We start from the raw sequence: 17,938 nt of genomic DNA on the forward strand, positions 1-17,938 counted from the left end.
GTCGTCAGCAGCCGGTCAACGCATAGGCATTGGTGCTGCCACGGTGTTGCTCGCGGTAGGTCGTGGGGCTGAGCTCGGTCTGCCCACGGAAATGCCGGCGGAACGATTCCTGCGAGCCGAAACCTGCCTGTTCGGCCACCCAGTGCAACGGGCGGTCGGTGGTTTCCAGCAGTTCGCGCGCGAAGGCCACGCGCTCGCGGATCAGCCAGTCGATCGGTGACAGGCCGGTGGCTTCGAGGAACTGGCGCTGCAGCGTGCGCTGGCTCAGTGCGGCCTGCCCGGACAGGCTGCGCAGCGAGTGGTCTTCGCGCAGGTTGCGGCGCATCCATTCCATCAGGCGGGCCAGCCGCGTGGGCTCGCCGTTGGGTATCGAGCGCACCACGCGCTGGCTGCGTTCGGCGTCGCGCCAGGGCGCCAACACAAGACGTTCTGCTACCAGGTTGGCCACGTGCGCGCCGTAATCCTTGCGCACCAGGTGCAGCATCATGTCCATGCCGGTTGCCGAGCCTGCCGAGGTGATGATGCTGCCGGTGTCGACGTAAAGCACATCCTCGCGCACGGTGATGGCGGGGAAGTCGCGTGCGAGTGTTTCGGTCAGGCGCCAATGCGTGGTTGCGCTGCGGCCGTCGAGCAGGCCGGCCCATGCGAGCACGAACGCGCCGGAGCAGATCGAGGCGATGCGCGCGCCACGTCTGTGTGCGCGGAGGAGTGCGTCGAGCAGGGGTTGTGGTGGGCGTTCGCCGGGGTCGCGCCAGCCCGGGACGATGATGGTGTCCGCATGGTCGAGCGCTTCCAGTCCGTGTGGGAGCTGCACCTGGGTGCTGCCGAGCATGCGCAGCGCGCCGGGTTCGGCGGCGCAGAGCTGGGTGGTGTACCAGGGGACGTCGAGTTCGGGGCGGATGGGGGCGAACAGGCCTGCTGCGCAGCCGAATTCGAACAGGCCTTGGCCGTGGGCGGCGACGATGGCGATGGTGGGGGGCGGGTGGGGGTGTGGCATGACCTGATGCTATCCGGGTCTACGTGGGACACGCATGGCGTGTCGCTACGTGGTTATTCCTTGTGGTCATGTGGGTGGCGCGATGTTGCGGGTGGATGGCGTGTGGGCGGCTGTTGCGGGGTGAGCGCTGTTTGTTGAATGGGGGCCTGTCCTCGATCAGGTCCCGACATGCTGCTGCGTCCGCTTTCCGTGATGATCGCCTTCGTCCTGGCCGCGCCGGCAATCGCCGCCGGTCCCGATACCCCGCCCGAGGCATTGGCCACGTCGTCGGTGGCCGCTGCGTCCACGCTTGATGCGGTAGTGGTGACCGGCTCGCGCGCCAGCAACCGCACGGTCAAGAACAGTTCCACGCCGATCGACGTGGTGTCGGGGGAAGACCTGGTCGCGACCGGGCAGGCCAACCTGCTCGAAGCGCTGCAGCGCAGCCTGCCGTCGCTGAGCCAGATCGGCGGTTACCAGAGCGACCAGGAAAGCCTGATTCGTGGGTACCAGCTGCGCAACCTGTCGCCGGGCTACACGCTGGTGCTGGTCAACGGCAAGCGTCGCAATGCCAGCGCCTACGTCAGCGGCGCCAACGGTGGCGGCTTCCCGGGCCATGCCTGGACCGACCTTGCGCTGATCCCGGTGGCGGCCGTGGACCATATCGAAGTGCTGCGCGATGGTGCTTCGGCCCTGTATGGCTCGGATGCGATCACCGGGGTGATCAACGTCATCCTCAAGTCGCAGGCGCAGGGCGGTGATGTCTCGGTGGAGAGCGGGCAGAGCATCGACGGCGATGGCACCCGCACCAGCGTGCGCGCCAACGTCGGCCTGCCGTGGGGCGCGGATGGTTTCGTGAACCTGTCCGGTGAGTACACCCGCCAGCACCACGCCATCCGGCCGCGTCGGTATATCGATGACTACCTGAGCTACCCGGCGATCGATGCCGACGGCAATCCGGTGGCGCTGCTTCCCAACAACCGGCTGCCGCCCAACACCACCGAGAACCCGGCCGAGGCCACCCGCAACCCGGAAGCCAACACGATCCTGAGTTCGCCGTCATACACGCTCAAGGCGTTGGCCGCCAACGTCGGGCACGGCCTGGGTGAGAACGCGCAGTTCTACGCCACCGCCACGGCCAGCGACCGCACCGCGCAGGCGATCCAGAACTTCCGCCTGCCGGCGACGATCTTCGGCACCTACAAGGCACCCACCGTGTTGAACGTATGGCCGGATGGCTTCCTGCCGATCCTGCAGACCAAGGAAAAGCAGACCACCGGCAGCGCCGGGGTGAAAGGCAGCCTGGCAGGGTGGGAGTACGACACCAGCCTCACCGCCAACCGCAGCACGGTGCGCACCTACACCCGCGATTCGGCCAACTTCTCGTTGATCTATCCCGGTGCACCCACGGACTTTTACGTGGGCCGGCTGGATTACCAGCAGCGCATCGCCAACCTGGACCTGCGCCGGGGTTTCGACGTGGCCGCCTTCGCATCGCCGCTGCAGGTCAGCGCCGGTGCCGAGTACCAGCATGAGAAGTACGAACGCGGGGCAGGGCAGTGGGAGTCCTACACCGGTTTCGGCGCCGCTGCCTTCGTCGGCTATTCCACCGCCGACGCTGTGGAGGCCACGCGCAACAGCAAGGCGGTGTACGCCGGGGCGGCCACCAACGTCACCTCGCGCTGGTACCTGGACGCGGCGGCCCGCTGGGAAGACCACTCCGACTTCGGCAGCGTGTCCACCGGACGCCTGACCACGCGCTTTGATTTCACCGATGCCTTCGGCGTGCGCGCCACGGTCAGCAACGGTTTCCATGCCCCCAGCCTGGGCGCGCAGTACTACCAGGCTACCGGCAGCTGCCCGTGCGGCACCACGCTGGTGGCGCAGGTCTCTTCACCGGCGGCCATTGCGCTCGGCGCAACGCCCTTGCAGCCGGAAAAGGCCAACAACTACAGCCTCGGTGTCACCTGGGATCCCAGCACGGCCTTCCATTTGGCGTTGGATGCGTACCAGATCGACATCCGTGGTCAGCTCGGCCAGTCCAGCCAGATCGGCTACAACGCGCAGGACCCCAACCGCATCACCGACAACAGTGGCACGGTGCTGACGCCGGCGCAGGTCACTACGATTGATACCCTGTTGGCCAGCGCCGGTATCAGCATCCTGCCGGGCGATGCGTTCTATGCCAGCTACTTCACCAACGTGGGCAATACCCGTACGCGCGGGGTGGAGCTGACCCTGGAAGCGAACCAGGAGACAGCGTGGGGCACGCTGCGCTGGAGCTATGCCGCCAACGTCGGACGCACCACCATCCAGAAGGTGCGTGACATCCCGGTGGTGCTGCAGGGCCTGCCCAACATCAACCTGCTGACGAAATCGAGCGAGTACGCGCTGCGTTTCCGCACGCCGTCCTATACGCAGGTGGCCGGGCTCGGCTGGCAGCAGGGCCGCTGGCGCTCCAACCTCGACTTCACCTGGTACGGCCCGATCAAGCGGCTCAACAACGGGGTGGAGTACCGGCAGCCGCCGGTGCTGGTCACCAACCTGTCCGGCGGCGTCGAGCTGGGTTCGGGCTGGAGCGCGACGCTGGGCATCAACAACCTGTTCGACGAGCGCACCCGCAAGGTGCCCGAGCACGCGCGCAGCGCCACCGACGTGGCCAGCATCGAAACCACCTGGGACACCGGCGATGTGCTGAGCACCATCGGCGCGTTCTGGTACGGCCGCGTCCACTACCGCTTCTGAGGGAGAGCTGCATGTCCACCGCCTTGAATGTCGTTGCTCTGGTCGGTTCGCCGACCAGCTCGGCCACCTCGCGCACCGTGCTGCTGGTGCGCCACCTGCTTGACCAGCTTCGGCTTCGGTTGCACATGGACGTGCAGCTGATCGAACTGGCCCCGATGGCGCGTTCGCTGGGCCAGGCCCTGGCGCGCGACGAAGTGGAGCCGCGCATCGAACAGGCCTTGGCCCGGATTGAAGCGGCCGACCTGCTGATTGCGGCCACACCGGTGTATCGCGGCTCCTATCCAGGCCTATTCAAACACCTGGTGGATTTCATCGGGCTGGACGCGCTGGTGGACACGCCCGTGCTGCTGGCTGCCACCGGCGGCAGCGAACGCCATGCGCTGGTCATCGACCACCAACTGCGGCCGTTGTTCAGCTTCCTGCAGGCGCACACGCTGCCGATCGGGGTGTATGCCACGCCCGCCGATTTCGACGAGGCGGAGATCCGCAGCGTCGCGCTGCAGGCGCGCATCGAGCTGGCCGCAGAACGCGCCGCCAGCCACCTGCAGGCAGCACCCCCGGTGGTGCTGCGGCGGATCGCCTAGGCAACGCCATAACCACCGGCAGTCTGGTCATGGCCAACGCGCATTTGCGTGGCCGGATCCGACCGCCGATTGTCGAATTACGGCGCAGTTCCGCGCCGGTCCTTCTCTAGCATCGATAGTCCAACGGCACCTTGGTGCCGGCCAGATCGAGGAGCGTTTCGTGTCTGCACAGCCCATCCACAAGCCGATCCTGTTCCTGCTGGATCGTGAATTCGAAGACGGCCAGCTGCCCGGGCAGCGATTCTTCTGCCGGCACAGCCTGCTGCTGGAGGGGGCGCTGTCGAGCATCGACGGACTGGATACGCAGCTGGATGTGCGCCGGATCGGGTTCGCCCGGCCGCGTCGCGAGGTGATCGCCGAGATCGGCGAGCACGACCAGTCGCTGCCCAAGCTGGTGCTGCCGCAGGGCGTGCGCTCGGCGCATGCGACGGGTACGCACGAAGCGCGACAGGTGGTGTCCGGGGCCGAACCCATCCTGGCGGCGTTGAACGGTTTGCTCGGCATTCCCGTGGCCCATCCCTGAGCGAGGACGATGCGATGAGCTATCTGATCAGCGTGCTCGACAAGAGCCCGGTACGCGAAGGCGGTACCGCCGAGCAGGCGCTGCGCGACAGCCTGCGGCTGGCGCTGCATGCCGAACACCTGGGCTACCACCGCTACTGGTTCGCCGAGCACCACGCTGCGCCGCAGCTGGCCAGCCCGGCGCCGGAAGTGCTGGCAGCGTGGGTATTGGCGCAGACGCGCCGGATCCGGGTCGGAACCGGGGGGGTGATGTTGCGCCATTACGCACCCTACAAAGTGGCCGAAACGTTCAACCTGCTGGCCAGCCTGGCACCGGGGCGGGTGGATCTGGGCGTGGGCAAGGCACCGGGCGGGCTTCCCGCGTCCACGGCCGCACTGGCCGCGGGACGCCCGCCAGCGGGCCCGTTCGAGCAGCAGCTGCAGGACCTGGAAGGTTTCCTCTCCGGAACCCTGGCAGCCGATCATCCGCATGCCAATGCGCAGGCGCGGCCACTGCCGCAGACCGGGCCGGCGCGGTTCCTGCTCGGGGCCAGCGCGCAGAGCGCGCGGCTCGCGGGTGAACTGGGCTGGGGCTTCGTCTACGCAGCGCATTTCGATGGCGACCCGCGCAGCATCGAGACGGCGTTCAGTGCGTACCGCGAGGTGTCATCGCAGGCGCCGCTGCTGGCCACGGTGGCCTTCGCCGCGCGCAGTGCCGACGCCGCTGCCGCGCAGCTGGGTGCACTGCGCATCTACAAACTGCACCTGGGCCCGGGGCAGACGGTGAACCTGCCCAGCGCCGAGGCCGCTGCCGAGTACGCCCGCCAGGTGGGCGTGGCGGACTACCGCATCGAGGAAACCCATCCCAGCGTGCTGTCTGGCGATGGCCACCAGGTACGCCGTGCACTGGACGAGCTGCACCAGCGCTTCGGCGTCGGCGAGTTCATCCTCGACGCGCCGGTGGCGGATGTCGATGCACGCCTCACTTCACTTGAACTGCTGTCGCCCGCGCCCCGCGCGGCGGTGGCCTGACCCGCAGGAGCATCGCCATGAGCAGGACCCCGCGCCCCATTCCCTTCGGCATCATGCTGCAGGGCCCCGGCAGCCACATGCATGCCTGGAAGCATCCGTCCAACGTGGCCGATGCCAGCGTCAACCTCGCGTACTACATCGACGTGGCGCGTACCGCCGAAAACCACGGCATCGCGTTCGGCTTCGTTGCCGATGGGCTGTACATCAACGAGAAATCCATTCCGCACTTCCTCAACCGCTTCGAGCCGATCACGCTGCTGTCGGCGCTGGCCACGGCAACGTCGAAGATCGGCCTGGCTGGCACGCTCTCCACGTCCTACAGCGATCCGTTCACGGTGGCACGCCAGTTCGCCTCGCTGGACCTGATCAGCGGCGGGCGCGCCGGCTGGAACGTGGTGACCTCGCCGCTGGAGGGGTCCGGGCGCAACTATGGCCGCGCGCACCCCGAGCACGCGCTGCGCTACCAGATTGCCGATGAGTACCTGGAGGTAGTCCAGGGGCTGTGGGATTCGTGGGACGACGACGCCTTCGTGCGCGACCGCGACAGCGGCACGTTCTTCGCACCGGAGAAGTTCCGCCGCCTCGACCACAAGGGGAAATTCTTCCAGGTCGAAGGGCCGCTCAACATCCAGCGCTCGCCGCAGGGCCAACCGGTGATCTTCCAGGCCGGTGCATCCGACGATGGCATTGCGCTGGCCGGCAAGTACGCCGATGCGGTGTTCACCCACGCACCGTCGCTGGAGGAAACCCGCGCGTTTACCCAGAAGGTGAAGAATGCCGCGATCGCCCACGGCCGCAGCGCGGCGGATGTGAAGATATTCCCTGGCATCGGCCCGATCGTGGGTCGCACCGCCGAAGACGCGGAAGCGAAGTACCAGGCCATTGCGGCATTGGCCACGCTCGATGACGCGCTGGCGTACCTGGGCCGTTTCTTCGACCACCACGATTTCACCCAGTACGAACCGGATGCGCCGTTCCCGGCGCTGGGCGATATCGGCAGCAATTCGTTCCGTTCCACCACCGACAAGATCAAGCAGGACGCCCGCGAGCAGGGCCTCACCCTGCGCCAGGTGGCGCTGCAGGCGGTCAGCCCACGGCCAAACTTCATCGGTACCGCCGAGCACGTGGCCGACGAGCTGATCCGCTGGTTCGAGGCCGGTGCCAGTGACGGCTTCATCCTTGGCTTCTCCGTGCAGCGCGAAGGCCTGGACGATTTCGTCGGGCAGGTGTTGCCCATCCTCGAAGCGCGGGGCTATCACCGCGGCACGCTGGACGGGGGCACGCTGCGCGATCACCTGGGCCTGCCGCGCAAGGCCAGCCGCTACGCGGCCGACGCCGTGCCCGCTCGCAAGGCCGGTTGAGGGCGATGCCATGACCGTCCTGCACCGCCCACCCCTGGATCTGCCTGCGACCATGGCGGGCATCCTGCCGCAGATCGCCGCACGCATCGACGACGCCATCGCCATCCGCCACGACCTGCACCAGCACCCCGAGCTGGCCTTCGAGGAGCATCGCACCAGTGCGCGGGTGGCCGAGCTGCTGCAGCAGTGGGGTTTCCAGGTCACCATCGGTATTGGTGGCACCGGTGTGGTTGGCACGCTGCAGCGAGGGCAGGGCACCCGGCGCCTTGGCCTGCGCGCGGACATCGACGCGCTGCCCATCCACGAAGACTCCGGCCTCGCCTATGCCAGCCAGCGCGACGGCTTGATGCACGCCTGCGGCCATGACGGGCACACCGCGATCCTGCTGGCGGCGGCGCATTATCTGGCACACCATGGCCGCTTCGATGGCACCGTGCAGCTGGTGTTCCAGCCTGCGGAGGAGACCGGCTCGGGTGCGTCGAAGATGATCGCCGACGGCTTGTTCGAGCGTTTCCCGGTCGATGCGATCTATGGCCTGCACAACTGGCCGGGCGTGCCCGCCGGTCACTTCGGTTTCGTCGATGGGCCGGCAATGGCATCGGTGGACTGGGCGCAGCTGCGCGTGGTGGGCAACGGGGGGCACGGCGCCGAGCCGCAGCACGCGGTGGACCCGATCCTGGCGGCGGCGCATATCGTCACCGCGCTGCAGAGCGTGGTGTCGCGCAACGTGGATCCGCGCCAGATGGGCGTGGTCACGGTGGGCTCGATCCACGGCGGCAAGGCTGCCAACGTGATTCCCGACGTGGTGGAGTTGACGCTTACCGTGCGTGCGTACCTGCCCGAGGTACGCGACACGCTGCGCCGGCGGGTGATCGACATCGCCGAGCACACGGCTGCCGCGTTGGGTGCGCGCGCGGAGATTTCGTTCCCGCGCGGCTTCCCCAGCGTCATCAACCACCCCGAACAGACCGCGCTGGTCCGCGAGGTGGCGCGTGCCGCATTCGGACCCGGACACGTGCAGGAATCCTTCGCGCCGCGCACCGCGAGCGAGGATTTCGCCTTCCTGCTGCAGGCGCGCCCGGGCAGTTTCGTGTTCGTCGGCAACGGCGACAGCGCGCCGCTGCACAGCCCGCGCTATGTGTTCAATGACGCAGCGATCGCCCCGGCGGCGAGCTTGTGGGCACGGTTGGCCGAACACTATCTGGTGGAGTCCACGACATGAGCGAGCGCTTCCTGTACACCTCGGTGAACGACCCGCTGGCCCAACCCCTGTTCGACGGGTTGGAGCAGGAGTACGAGCACCGTTACGCCGATGTGCAGGGTCGCATCGGCGGCACGGCCCGCGAAGAGCTGCAGCGCTATCCCGCCGTGGCATTCGCTGCGCCCGTTGGCGCATTCGTCCTGCTGCTGCGCGATGGGCATGCAGTGTCCGGCGGCGCGTTCATGCCGCATCGTGACCCGGACACCGCGGAGTTCAAGCGGATCTGGACGCTGCCCGGCCTGCGCCGCCAGGGCATCGCCCGCAGGGTGCTGCAGGAGCTGGAAGACCAAGCGCTGCGCCAGGGCTACCGGCGCGTATACCTGACCACCGGCTTCCGCCAGCCCGAAGCGGTCGGGCTGTACCTGAGCCACGGTTACACCGCGTTGTTCGATCTCCAGGCCGATCCGGAAACCGTGGCCCACCTGCCGTTCGAAAAGCACCTGGCGGCAGCGCACGCATCCAGCCAGGTCGTACCCGCTGCAGTGCACGGAGTACACGCTTGAGCGCGCCTTCGTCCGCCTTCGGCGGTTTGGCTGCGGCCGCACCGGCGCCCCTGCGCATCGTGCCGGCGCGGCACCCATTGCAGCTGTTCGGCACGCTGCTGGCACTGGCGCTGATCCTGCTGGCGGTGCAGTCGGTGCTGGGCAACCCGCGCTGGGGCTGGGGCACGTTTGCCGAGTGGTTCTTTGCGCGGCCGGTGCTGGAGGGCCTGGCAAGAACCCTGTGGCTGACCGCGTTGGGCACCGCGTTTGGTTTCGCACTCGGCACGTTGCTGGCGTTGGCACGGGTATCGGGATCGCCGCTGCTGGCGGCGGTGTCATGGGGGTATGTGTGGCTGTTCCGCTCGATCCCGCTGCTGGTGCTGTTGCTGCTGCTCAACAACCTGGGCTACCTCTACAGCACCATTGCGCTGGATGTGCCGTTCACCGCCATCACCTTGTTTTCCTATCCCACTACGCAGCTGATCGGCGTGTTCACCGCGGCGGTGCTGGGATTGACCCTGAACCAGGCCGCGTTCTCGGCGGAAGTCATCCGTGGCGGCATCCTGTCGGTGGATCATGGCCAGTACGAAGCGGCCGCTGCCCTGGGCCTGCCGCGTGGCCGCCAGATCCGCCGCATCATCCTGCCGCAGGCAATGCGCTCGATCCTGCCGGCTGCGTTCAACGATGTGATCGGACTGGCCAAGAGCACCTCGGTGGTCTATGTGCTGGCCCTGCCGGAACTGTTCTACACCGTGCAGGTGATCTACCGGCGCAACCTGGAAGTGGTGCCGCTGCTGATGGTGGCCACGGTGTGGTACCTGGTGATCCTGACCGCGCTGTCGCTGGCCCAGCACCGGATCGAGCGCCGCTTCGCGCGTGGCCAGCTGCAACGTGACCGCAATGTTTCGCCGGTGGTGTCACGACCGCGCAGTATGCCGGGTGCTGCGCCACGCGTCGCCCCGAGGCCGGAGCGTGCACGCCCGGTGGTGGCGGGGCAGGGCGCGGCAGTATCGCTGCAGGGTGTGAGCAAACACTTTGGCGATACCACCGTGCTGGATGATGTGCGGCTGGAACTGAAGGCCGGCAGCGTCACCGTGCTGGTCGGTCCGTCGGGCGCCGGCAAGTCCACCCTGCTGCGGCTGATCAACCACCTGGAGCGTGCTGACGGCGGCTACATCACCGTGGCCGGGCTGCTGGTGGGCTATCGCCGCGAGGGCGACACTCTCTACGAACTGCCCGAAGCCGAGATCCGCCGCCGTCGTGCGGAGGTGGGCATGGTGTTCCAGGCATTCAACCTGTTCCCGCACCTGACCGTGCTGGAGAACATCATCGAAGCACCGATCGCCGTGCGTGGGGTATCGCGTGCGCAGGCCGAACAACAGGCACATGACCTGCTGGAACGCGTAGGGTTGTCGGAGAAGGCGAATGCCTTCCCACGCCAGCTCTCCGGCGGACAGCAGCAGCGTGTGGCCATCGCACGGGCGTTGGCGCTGCAGCCGAAGGTGCTGCTGTTCGACGAGCCGACGTCGGCGCTGGACCCGGAACTGGTGTCTGAAGTGCTCGGCGTGATCGAAGAACTGTCGCAGTCGGGCACCACGCTGGTCATCGTCACCCATGAGCTGGGCTTCGCGCGGCGGGTGGCCGACCACGTGGTGATGATGGACCAGGGACGGGTAATCGAGCAGGGGCCGCCAGCGCAGGTGTTCGACCGCCCGCGCGAGCAGCGCACCGCAGCGTTCCTTGCCAAGACGCTATGACCGCCTCCTTCCAGGAATCCCCATGAGCAGCCCGCGCACCCGCCGTCTTCCCGTCCGCACCGTTGTCGTCGCCACTGCATTGATTGCCGGTATCGGTGCCATCGTCTATTCGCGCGTAACCGCCGCTCCCGAACCGGTTGCAGTGGCCGCGTCCCGCCAGGCCGACGTGGCCGCACTGGTGGGTACGCCTGATCCCACGGCGCAGGCATTGATTCCGGCGGGCTACGCGTTCGTCACCCCGGGCGCGCTGACGGTGGCCACGCACCCCGGGCAGCTGCCCCTCGCCGACTATGGTGCCGACAGTAAGAAGATCATCGGCGTCGAGCCGGATATCGCCAAGCTCATCGCCGATGGGCTGGGGTTGAAGCTGGTGCTGGTGCCGGTGGCCTGGGCCGATTGGCCACTGGGACTGGCGTCGGGCAAGTACGACGCAGTGCTGTCCAACGTGACCGTCACCGAAGAGCGCAAGCAGAAATTCGACTTCTCCAGCTACCGTTTCGACCTGCTGGGCATCTACACCCGCACTGACGGCCCTCTGCAGAAAATCGAGCGGCCGGCCGACGTGGCAGGGTTGAAGGTGGTGCTGGGGGCCAGCACCAACCAGGACCAGATCCTGCGCCAGTGGGACAAGCAGAACATCGCCGCCGGCCTGAAACCGGTGGAATACCAGTACTTCGACGACGCGGTGGTGGGCCGGTTGGCCGTGATCACCGGGCGCGCCGACGTATCGTTCGAGCCCAACGCCACCGGCGCGTACTCGGCGCGCGATGGCAAGGTGCGGCGGATCGGCCTGTTCCCGGGTGGCTGGCCCAACGCGGCGGCCATTTCGGTGACCACGCGCAAGGGCAGCGGCCTGGCTACCGCCATCACCCAGGCCCTCAACACCCAGATAGACTCCGGCACCTACGCCCAGGCACTGAAGCGCTGGAACGTAGGCGAAGAAGCAGTAGCGCGCTCGGAAACCAACCCCCCAGGCCTACCCGCCCCGTAGAGCCACGCCCTGCGTGGCTGAAATCCGGCATCAAGCGCGGTCACCAGACCGCCTCAAGCATCCGGAACGGGGTGTTGACCAGCACCCCCTTCTCATCAAAATCCCGCATGACACGCCCATCCACACGCACCTGGCTGGGCCGGGTGCGCGAAGGCCACCACACCCGAACCGCAGCGTCCTTGCGCAGTCCCTTGCCCAACGTCACCATCAGGGTGTCGCCACGCTGTACCGCTTCCATCTGCAGCGTCCCGAACGCCGTCGGCAACCGTTCCACCGCCAGCCCGTCACCGGCCAGCCACGACGGCGGCGTGCCCGGCAGCAGGGACAGCGCATCATCGTCCTCGCGCATCAGCATGCCGAACAACGTGCGCCCGTACTCGGCACCGATCCACGTATGCGGCATGTCGCCCAGGTAGCGCGGGAAGCGCAGCCGTGAATGCACCACTTCGGCCAATACCTGCCACTCCAACGGCCGGCGGTCGCGCAGCAGGCCCTGCAGCAGCTCATCGGCGGCCTCGGGCTGGTCCAGGTGCACGTAGCTGAGCACATTGCGGATTTCATACGGCGTATAGGCGTACAGCGCATCCGGTTGGTTGCGCTTGCGCACGTCCTCCAGGTAACGCGCGAAGGTGGTGCGAAGTGCCTGCTCGGGCAGCACGTCCTGCGCGCCGGTGGGATCCAGCGCGATGGAAACGCCGGTGGGATCGCCATCGCCGAGATCAGCGGAAGAGGGAATGAAGTCGATGCCCTTCCACGCCATGGTGGCGAGGATCGACGCCGCCAACGCGTCATGCAGCGCGCGGTACTGCCCGCGCGCCCACGCCGCGGTTTCGTGATCACCCAGTGATTCGGCCAGCCACGCACCGTCATGCCAGCCCTTCAGGCCCCAGTAGTCGTCCCAGTAACTGTGGGTAGGCGAGGGATAGCCTTCGTGGCTGATCGACGGCGCCAGGATGCCGGCAAACCGTTCCGGCGCCGGCTGGCTGGCCATGTAGCCGGGCACCAGCGTGCGTTCGCGCAGCTCCTGCAGGAACTGCAGGGCGGCCTTCACCTTCGGCAGGTAGGCGCGCACCGATTCCGGGCCGCCGTCCAGCCGCGCGACATCGGCCACCAGCGCAACATACTGGCCCTGGCTGTCGTACTCGATGTCCGAGCCGAACCCCGTGTTGACGCTGCCGTCGTTGTTGAGGATCGGCGAGACCAGGCCGTTGGCATGCACGCCGTGCGCGGTGTACCAGGCCAGGTAGTCGCGCGCGATGCGCGATTCCCCCATGCGCAGCAGCACTGCCGAGGTGGCCATGCCATCGCGGATGAACGAACGGTTGTAGTTGCGCGGTCCCGGTTGCATGGCCGGGCCGGTCTGGTTGATCAGCATGTACGCCGCCTGGGCGCGCAGCATGTCCACCAGCGAGGGGTCGGGCAGGCGCAGCCCGACCTGGCCCAGCCGCTTCTGCCAGTCGTCGGATACGCGGGTGGCCAGGGCGTCGAAGACGGTATCCGGATCGCGCTCTTTGATGCCGAACGCGATCGGTGGCGGCTCCGGTAGTGCGCCGTCGCTGTTGGCGGCAGCGGTGCCCAGCGGGAAGGCAACCACGACCGAGCGGGTGGCGCCGGGCGCGAGCTGGACGCGGTAAGAGAGCGCTGCGGCAGCCAAGCCATCGGGATCATCGGCCTGCTGCGGGGTGGGTAGTTCGCCGCTTGCCACTGCTGCGGTGATCTCGGTGCTGCCATCGGTGCCGAAGGGTGCCACGCCCGAAGCACCCACCGGCGTCAGCGAGTGCAGCAGCGAGCGACCGTTGACCCGCACCGTCGAGCTCTCGACGGCCACCTTGTGGATCGGCGAGAGCCCACCGTTCTGCCACGGCGGGTTCATCTGCATCGGGCGCGTCACCAGCGCCAGGCTGCCGGCAATTGGGGTGGTGCCCACGTTGCGCAGGCGATGACGCACCAACGTGACCGGCTGGCCGCCCAGCTCTGCGGCGAAGGCTTCGCTCGTCAATTCCAGGCCCGGCTGCGGCTGCCACGTGACCGAGGGCATCGGCTTCCACCCGTCGCGCAGGGCGTGCTGCACCGGGTGGTCCGCGGCACCGGCGGCGCTGCCATCCGCGCTGCGCCAGATCGGCTGTACCAGCGGTGCGCCCTTGAACGCCTCGATATTGCCGTACTCGTCGAAGATCGATTTCTGCAGCCCCCCGTGCACACCCACTGCGGTCCAGTAGGTCTGCTGCAGGTGCAGCGAGGCCGGGAACAACGCGCGCTGCGCGCCGCTTGCAACGGTCTGGTAGCGCTTCATCGGCGTCATTACCGCCGCCGGGCCGAGCAGGCGCAGGCGCGCGATCTTCGGTGCGTCGCCTTCCACCTGCAGGCGCAGGGCGTGGGCGGTCACCGGCGCGGTGCCCGCCAGCCAGCTCTGCTGTCGGCTGCCGGCCTGGGGGTCCTGTGCGAGATCGCTCCAGCTTCCTCGGGCGTCCCGTACCTGCAGGCGGGCGCTGTCGTGCGCGCCAGCCCAGTCGACGGCCAATCCGGTGGTGGCAACGGCCATTGGCAGGGCGATGTCCAGCACATGGCGGCCGTCCTTGTCGGAAGGGATGGCAACCGCGCTGCCGCCTTGCCACAGCGCCGCTGCTTGTGTCGCATCCAGCCCGGAAATGCGGGCCGTTGCGCGTTGGTCCAGTGGCTCGAGTTCAAAGATGGACACGCCCCAGTCCGAGGTGCGCTCGGGACTGGCCAGCCGCAGGTAGCGGGCCTGGCGGGGCGCGAAGTAGAGGGTTTCGATGCCGCCGATCGAATCGCGCATGGTGTAGGCGGTCTGCCATTGCCTGCCATCCAGCGAGGTCTGCAGGGTGTAGCCCTCCGGGTTCGAGACGTCCCAGGTGAGGCGGGTGCCGCTGAGCGCGCTGGGCTTGCCCAGATCGACCTGGAACCAGTGGCCCGGGCTGAACGCACCGCCGGTGACGGTCTTCGGATCGCCGTCGATCAGGTGGCTCACCGCCATGGCGGGGACCTGCTGGGAGGAACTGCTGGCCCGCCATTGACTACGGTCGGGCAGGTCCTGGGCGGAACAGGAGAAACCGACAACCCATCCCAGCAGGAGAAGCTGCACCACGCGCCGATCAACATACAAACCCATCAACGAGTTCCTCGATTGATATGCCTCGCCGATGAGGCCGGGTCAACGCTAACAGGGGATGTAATCGGTTACATGACGCGACGCAATATGGAAGCGCGATGAAGGGTGTCCGGCCTCACAAATCCTTCACGCGACGGTGGAAGCGAGTGGATCAGGGCAGCAGGATCGGGCGATACCGAACACATGTGCGGGTTGTCACTTGACAACCCGGGTTCACGGCGCCACACTGGAGCCGCCTGATGGTCAGACCGAAGCACCCCAAACGAGAGGTTGAAGCCGCCATCGCACACGCTGAAGCAATGGGATGGCGGGTAGCGGTTGGAGGAAGCCATGCGTGGGGGCGAATCTATTGCCCCTTCAACGACCGGGACTGCCGGTGTGGTGAATTCTGCATCTCCAGCATCTGGAGCACGCCGAAGAATCCAGGCAACCATGCGGATGCATTGCGCCGCGTCGTAGACAACTGCGCGAAGCGCAGTTGATCATTTCCCCAGGAGCCGGATCATGGAGTACATGTTTACCCTGAAGTACCAGTTGGCAGACGCCAACGGCGACCTGCAGGCGCTGGTGGAGCAGCTGGGGGAGCATGGCTGCGATGACGCCCTGATCGGAGCCGGGTTGCCGGGCCGCATCGCACTGGAGTTCACGCGTGAAGCGGACAGTGCCGACGCTGCAGTGCGCAGCGCGCTGGAAGATGTTCGCCGGGCTGTGCCCAGCGCGACGCTGATCGAGGTGACACCCGATCTGGTCGGCCTCACCGACGTTGCCGCGCTGGTCGGCGTATCGCGGCAGAACATGCGCAAGCTGATGCTGGCCTACCCCGATACGTTCCCGCTGCCCGTACATGATGGCAGCACCTCGATCTGGCATCTGGCCGATGTGCTGGCGTGGCTGCAGGCACGCGGCGGATATGCGCTCACGGCGGGGCTGGTGGAGGTTGCCCGGGTCGCGCTCGAGGTGAATGTCGCCAAGGAGGGGCTGAGGCTTTCCGGGCCGAAGCCTGCGGTGCAGGCTGCAGCGATCTGATCCATTGCATCTCTTCGTGACGCGTTTCCCTGTGTGTGCGGACTTGATTCTGAGATAGTGGTGCGATGTTCGTGCGCCACGGCGGAGTGATGCTGCATCCACAGGAATTGTCTTCTTCGCAGATTGGCGCAGTGCTGGCCCAGGCTTATGGCGTGCACGTCAGCCACGTGATGCAGCGCCCGGCGGGTGCCGACGCGGGCGCCACGGTGTACCAGGTGAGCTCTGACGATGGCACGCGCTGGTGGTTGAAGTGCCGCCGCTATGCCGTGGCTGATGCGGTGTGGGAAGTCGTCCAGTACCTGCGCTGCTCGCTCGGGTTGGACGAGGTGGTGGCCCCGCAGCCCACCCTGGATGGCGCCCCGGCCACCCATGCCGAAGGCCTGCAGTGGACGCTGTTTGCCTATGTGGAAGGCGAGTCGGGTTTCGAAGTGGCGCTGTCACAGGTGCAGTGGTACCGACTGGGCCAGGTGTTGCGTCGCGTGCACGACACGACGTTGCCGCCCGGCCTGGCGTCGGGTCTTGCGCAGCCCGGATTCGATGACGACACGGCGGTGGAACGGGTCGGGGCGTGGCTGCGGCGCGGCGATGATCGTTGGCCGGTTGCCGACGCCCTGGCCGAGGCGTACCGCCGGGTGTGGCGGCAGCGACAAGCGCCGATTACCGAGGTCTGGCAGCACTGCGTCGCCCTGCGTGAGCGGTTGGCCGGGCAGCGCTGGTCGCGGGGCTTATGCCATGGTGACCCGCACGCGGGCAACCTGCTGCTGCGCGCCGATGGGGGGCTGCACCTGATCGACTGGGACGACATGGTGCTGGCGCCACGCGAGCGCGACCTGATGTTCGTCGGTGCCGGCGTCGGCGGTCGCTGGGGGCGCGATGATCCGCCGCGGTTCCATGAAGGGTACGGTGCGGTTGCGCTCGACCCGGTCCGGCTGGCGTATTACCGGCACTGGCGGATCCTGCACGACCTGCAGGAGTTCCACGACCTGCTGCTTGAGCCGGGCGCGGCATCGCGTCCACCCAGCCAGCGGCGGCAGGCATTGCGCTACATGGAGGAACAGTTCGCGCCGGGCAACGTGGTCGACGCGGCGGCCCGCAGTTGGAGGGCCGCCGCATGACGCAGCCGCGAAGACGCCAGAACTGGCCAGTAAACCTGGTAATTCCGCAGCAAGTGGACAGTCGTGACGCTTACTCGCCAGGCTTTGCGCCGGCCGTGGCGGCTTTCGACGCCGCGCGCCGCACCAGCACCGCTTCGCGGTGGGCGATGTAGGCATTGGCGGCAAGAATGATGCCCGCCCCGGTGACGGTCCAGCGGTCCAGCGCTTCATCGAACAGCAGCCAGCCCAACAGGCTGACCAGCGGCAGCTGCATGAAGCTGATCGGGGTCAACGCCGACACTTCGCCCAGGCGCAGCGCACGCGTCCACAGCAGTTGGCCCAGCGTGCCAAGCACGCCGGTAGCGGCCAACCAGACCCACGCCACGCCGCTGGGCCAGGCCCAGCCGAACAGGGCGGGCACCAGCGACAGCGGCACCCAGAACACGTAGGTGTAGAACACGACCGTGTCGGCCCCGTCCACGCGGGTCAGCTGCTTGATCTGGATCGCCACCAGCGAGCTGAGGAGCGCAGCCAGCACGGCCACAAGCGCGCCTGGGCTGAACGTCGCAGCGCCCGGTCGTACGATGATCAGCACGCCGATGAAGCCACAGACCACCGCCGCCCAGCGGCGCACCCGCACGGTTTCACCGAGGAACAGCACCGCGGCGATGGTGACGAACAAGGGCGTGGAATACGAAAGCGAGATCGCCTGCGACATCGGCAGGTGGCCGATGGCCCAGAACGCACAGAGCATCGAGGCCAGCCCGATCAGGCTGCGCACGAAGTAGCGGGGCAGCTGTTGCGTGCGGAACGGCGAGCTGCCCGGGCGCAACAGGAACGGCAGCAGGGCCAGCAGGCCGAACGCGTTGCGGAAGAAGGCCACTTCCTGGGTGGGCACGTAGCGGGTGGCATAGCGGATCGCCACGGCCATCAAGCCGAAGGCCAGGGTGCTGCCAAGCATCAGCAGCGCCGCACGCATCGGTGTCGGCGCTGGAAGG

15 protein-coding genes are annotated in these 17,938 nt (G+C 67.5%); 12 read left to right on the top strand and 3 right to left on the bottom strand.

Features of this window, described 5'->3' with window-relative positions; all coding sequences use genetic code 11:
• Positions 1–4: 4 nt before the first annotated feature.
• Entirely contained in the window at positions 5–997 is a 993-nt protein-coding gene (locus J7J08_RS11630; protein WP_214905544.1) for a helix-turn-helix domain-containing protein, read from the bottom strand.
• Positions 998–1,165: 168 nt separating this feature from the next.
• Here J7J08_RS11630 and J7J08_RS11635 point away from each other — a divergent pair, with 168 nt between their 5' ends.
• The 9 genes from J7J08_RS11635 (at position 1,166) to J7J08_RS11675 (ending at position 11,690) form a co-directional block, all read left to right on the top strand.
• Positions 1,166–3,721: a TonB-dependent receptor gene (locus J7J08_RS11635; protein WP_214905547.1), complete on the top strand. Its 2,556-nt coding sequence runs from the start codon at positions 1,166–1,168 to the stop codon at positions 3,719–3,721.
• Between the two features lie 11 nt (positions 3,722–3,732).
• Positions 3,733–4,305 carry an FMN reductase gene (gene msuE / locus J7J08_RS11640; RefSeq protein WP_214905550.1) on the top strand — a complete coding sequence of 191 codons (573 nt, stop codon included), beginning with the start codon at positions 3,733–3,735 and terminating at the stop codon, positions 4,303–4,305.
• Between the two features lie 160 nt (positions 4,306–4,465).
• On the top strand, positions 4,466–4,828 hold the full coding sequence (locus tag J7J08_RS11645; protein WP_214905553.1) for a DUF3088 family protein: 363 nt from the start codon (positions 4,466–4,468) through the stop codon (positions 4,826–4,828).
• Between the two features lie 14 nt (positions 4,829–4,842).
• A complete protein-coding gene (locus J7J08_RS11650) occupies positions 4,843–5,838 on the top strand; it encodes an MsnO8 family LLM class oxidoreductase (RefSeq protein WP_214905556.1) in 996 nt (331 codons plus the stop codon).
• 17 nt (positions 5,839–5,855) lie between these two features.
• On the top strand, positions 5,856–7,199 hold the full coding sequence (locus tag J7J08_RS11655) for an LLM class flavin-dependent oxidoreductase (protein ID WP_214905559.1): 1,344 nt from the start codon (positions 5,856–5,858) through the stop codon (positions 7,197–7,199).
• Positions 7,200–7,209: 10 nt separating this feature from the next.
• Positions 7,210–8,421 carry a M20 aminoacylase family protein gene (locus J7J08_RS11660; RefSeq protein ID WP_214905561.1) on the top strand — a complete coding sequence of 404 codons (1,212 nt, stop codon included), beginning with the start codon at positions 7,210–7,212 and terminating at the stop codon, positions 8,419–8,421.
• Positions 8,418–8,963 carry a GNAT family N-acetyltransferase gene (locus J7J08_RS11665; protein ID WP_214905564.1) on the top strand — a complete coding sequence of 182 codons (546 nt, stop codon included), beginning with the start codon at positions 8,418–8,420 and terminating at the stop codon, positions 8,961–8,963. Before J7J08_RS11660 ends, J7J08_RS11665 begins: the two co-directional genes overlap by 4 nt.
• A complete protein-coding gene (locus tag J7J08_RS13450) occupies positions 8,960–10,699 on the top strand; it encodes an amino acid ABC transporter permease/ATP-binding protein (protein WP_214905567.1) in 1,740 nt (579 codons plus the stop codon). Before J7J08_RS11665 ends, J7J08_RS13450 begins: the two co-directional genes overlap by 4 nt.
• A gap of 22 nt (positions 10,700–10,721) precedes the next feature.
• A complete protein-coding gene (locus J7J08_RS11675; protein ID WP_214905570.1) occupies positions 10,722–11,690 on the top strand; it encodes an ABC transporter substrate-binding protein in 969 nt (322 codons plus the stop codon).
• Between the two features lie 40 nt (positions 11,691–11,730).
• Here the strand turns inward: J7J08_RS11675 and J7J08_RS11680 are convergent, their stop codons facing one another.
• Positions 11,731–14,820: a discoidin domain-containing protein gene (locus tag J7J08_RS11680; RefSeq protein ID WP_214905574.1), complete on the bottom strand. Its 3,090-nt coding sequence runs from the start codon at positions 14,818–14,820 to the stop codon at positions 11,731–11,733.
• A gap of 239 nt (positions 14,821–15,059) precedes the next feature.
• On the opposite strand from J7J08_RS11680, the gene J7J08_RS13425 reads away from it, so the two are divergent.
• From J7J08_RS13425 to J7J08_RS11690, 3 genes are all read left to right on the top strand, one after another.
• Entirely contained in the window at positions 15,060–15,302 is a 243-nt protein-coding gene (locus J7J08_RS13425; RefSeq protein ID WP_251006604.1) for a hypothetical protein, read from the top strand.
• A 22-nt stretch (positions 15,303–15,324) separates the two neighbouring features.
• Positions 15,325–15,846 carry a DNA-binding protein gene (locus J7J08_RS11685; RefSeq protein ID WP_214905577.1) on the top strand — a complete coding sequence of 174 codons (522 nt, stop codon included), beginning with the start codon at positions 15,325–15,327 and terminating at the stop codon, positions 15,844–15,846.
• Between the two features lie 65 nt (positions 15,847–15,911).
• Positions 15,912–16,961 (top strand): aminoglycoside phosphotransferase family protein, encoded by a 1,050-nt coding sequence (locus J7J08_RS11690; RefSeq protein ID WP_251006605.1) that lies wholly within the window; start codon positions 15,912–15,914, stop codon positions 16,959–16,961.
• 70 nt (positions 16,962–17,031) lie between these two features.
• Here the strand turns inward: J7J08_RS11690 and J7J08_RS11695 are convergent, their stop codons facing one another.
• A complete protein-coding gene (locus J7J08_RS11695) occupies positions 17,032–17,919 on the bottom strand; it encodes a DMT family transporter (protein ID WP_214905829.1) in 888 nt (295 codons plus the stop codon).
• Positions 17,920–17,938: the final 19 nt, after the last annotated feature.

The organism is Stenotrophomonas sp. ISL-67, from assembly GCF_018612915.1.
Taxonomy (GTDB): Bacteria; Pseudomonadota; Gammaproteobacteria; order Xanthomonadales; family Xanthomonadaceae; genus Stenotrophomonas.

Bases quoted from the DNA above. Each gene is read 5' to 3' on its own strand.
- J7J08_RS11665 (WP_214905564.1), top strand. From the start codon at position 8,418: ATGAGCGAGCGCTTCCTGTACACCTCGGTGAACGACCCGCTGGCCCAA.
- J7J08_RS11630 (WP_214905544.1), bottom strand. From the start codon at position 997: ATGCCACACCCCCACCCGCCCCCCACCATCGCCATCGTCGCCGCCCAC.
- J7J08_RS11685 (WP_214905577.1), top strand. From the start codon at position 15,325: ATGGAGTACATGTTTACCCTGAAGTACCAGTTGGCAGACGCCAACGGC.
- J7J08_RS11695 (WP_214905829.1), bottom strand. From the start codon at position 17,919: ATGCGTGCGGCGCTGCTGATGCTTGGCAGCACCCTGGCCTTCGGCTTG.
- J7J08_RS11690 (WP_251006605.1), top strand. From the start codon at position 15,912: ATGTTCGTGCGCCACGGCGGAGTGATGCTGCATCCACAGGAATTGTCT.
- J7J08_RS11650 (WP_214905556.1), top strand. From the start codon at position 4,843: ATGAGCTATCTGATCAGCGTGCTCGACAAGAGCCCGGTACGCGAAGGC.
- J7J08_RS11660 (WP_214905561.1), top strand. From the start codon at position 7,210: ATGACCGTCCTGCACCGCCCACCCCTGGATCTGCCTGCGACCATGGCG.
- J7J08_RS11655 (WP_214905559.1), top strand. From the start codon at position 5,856: ATGAGCAGGACCCCGCGCCCCATTCCCTTCGGCATCATGCTGCAGGGC.
- msuE (WP_214905550.1), top strand. From the start codon at position 3,733: ATGTCCACCGCCTTGAATGTCGTTGCTCTGGTCGGTTCGCCGACCAGC.
- J7J08_RS13425 (WP_251006604.1), top strand. From the start codon at position 15,060: ATGGTCAGACCGAAGCACCCCAAACGAGAGGTTGAAGCCGCCATCGCA.
- J7J08_RS11680 (WP_214905574.1), bottom strand. From the start codon at position 14,820: ATGGGTTTGTATGTTGATCGGCGCGTGGTGCAGCTTCTCCTGCTGGGA.
- J7J08_RS11635 (WP_214905547.1), top strand. From the start codon at position 1,166: ATGCTGCTGCGTCCGCTTTCCGTGATGATCGCCTTCGTCCTGGCCGCG.
- J7J08_RS11675 (WP_214905570.1), top strand. From the start codon at position 10,722: ATGAGCAGCCCGCGCACCCGCCGTCTTCCCGTCCGCACCGTTGTCGTC.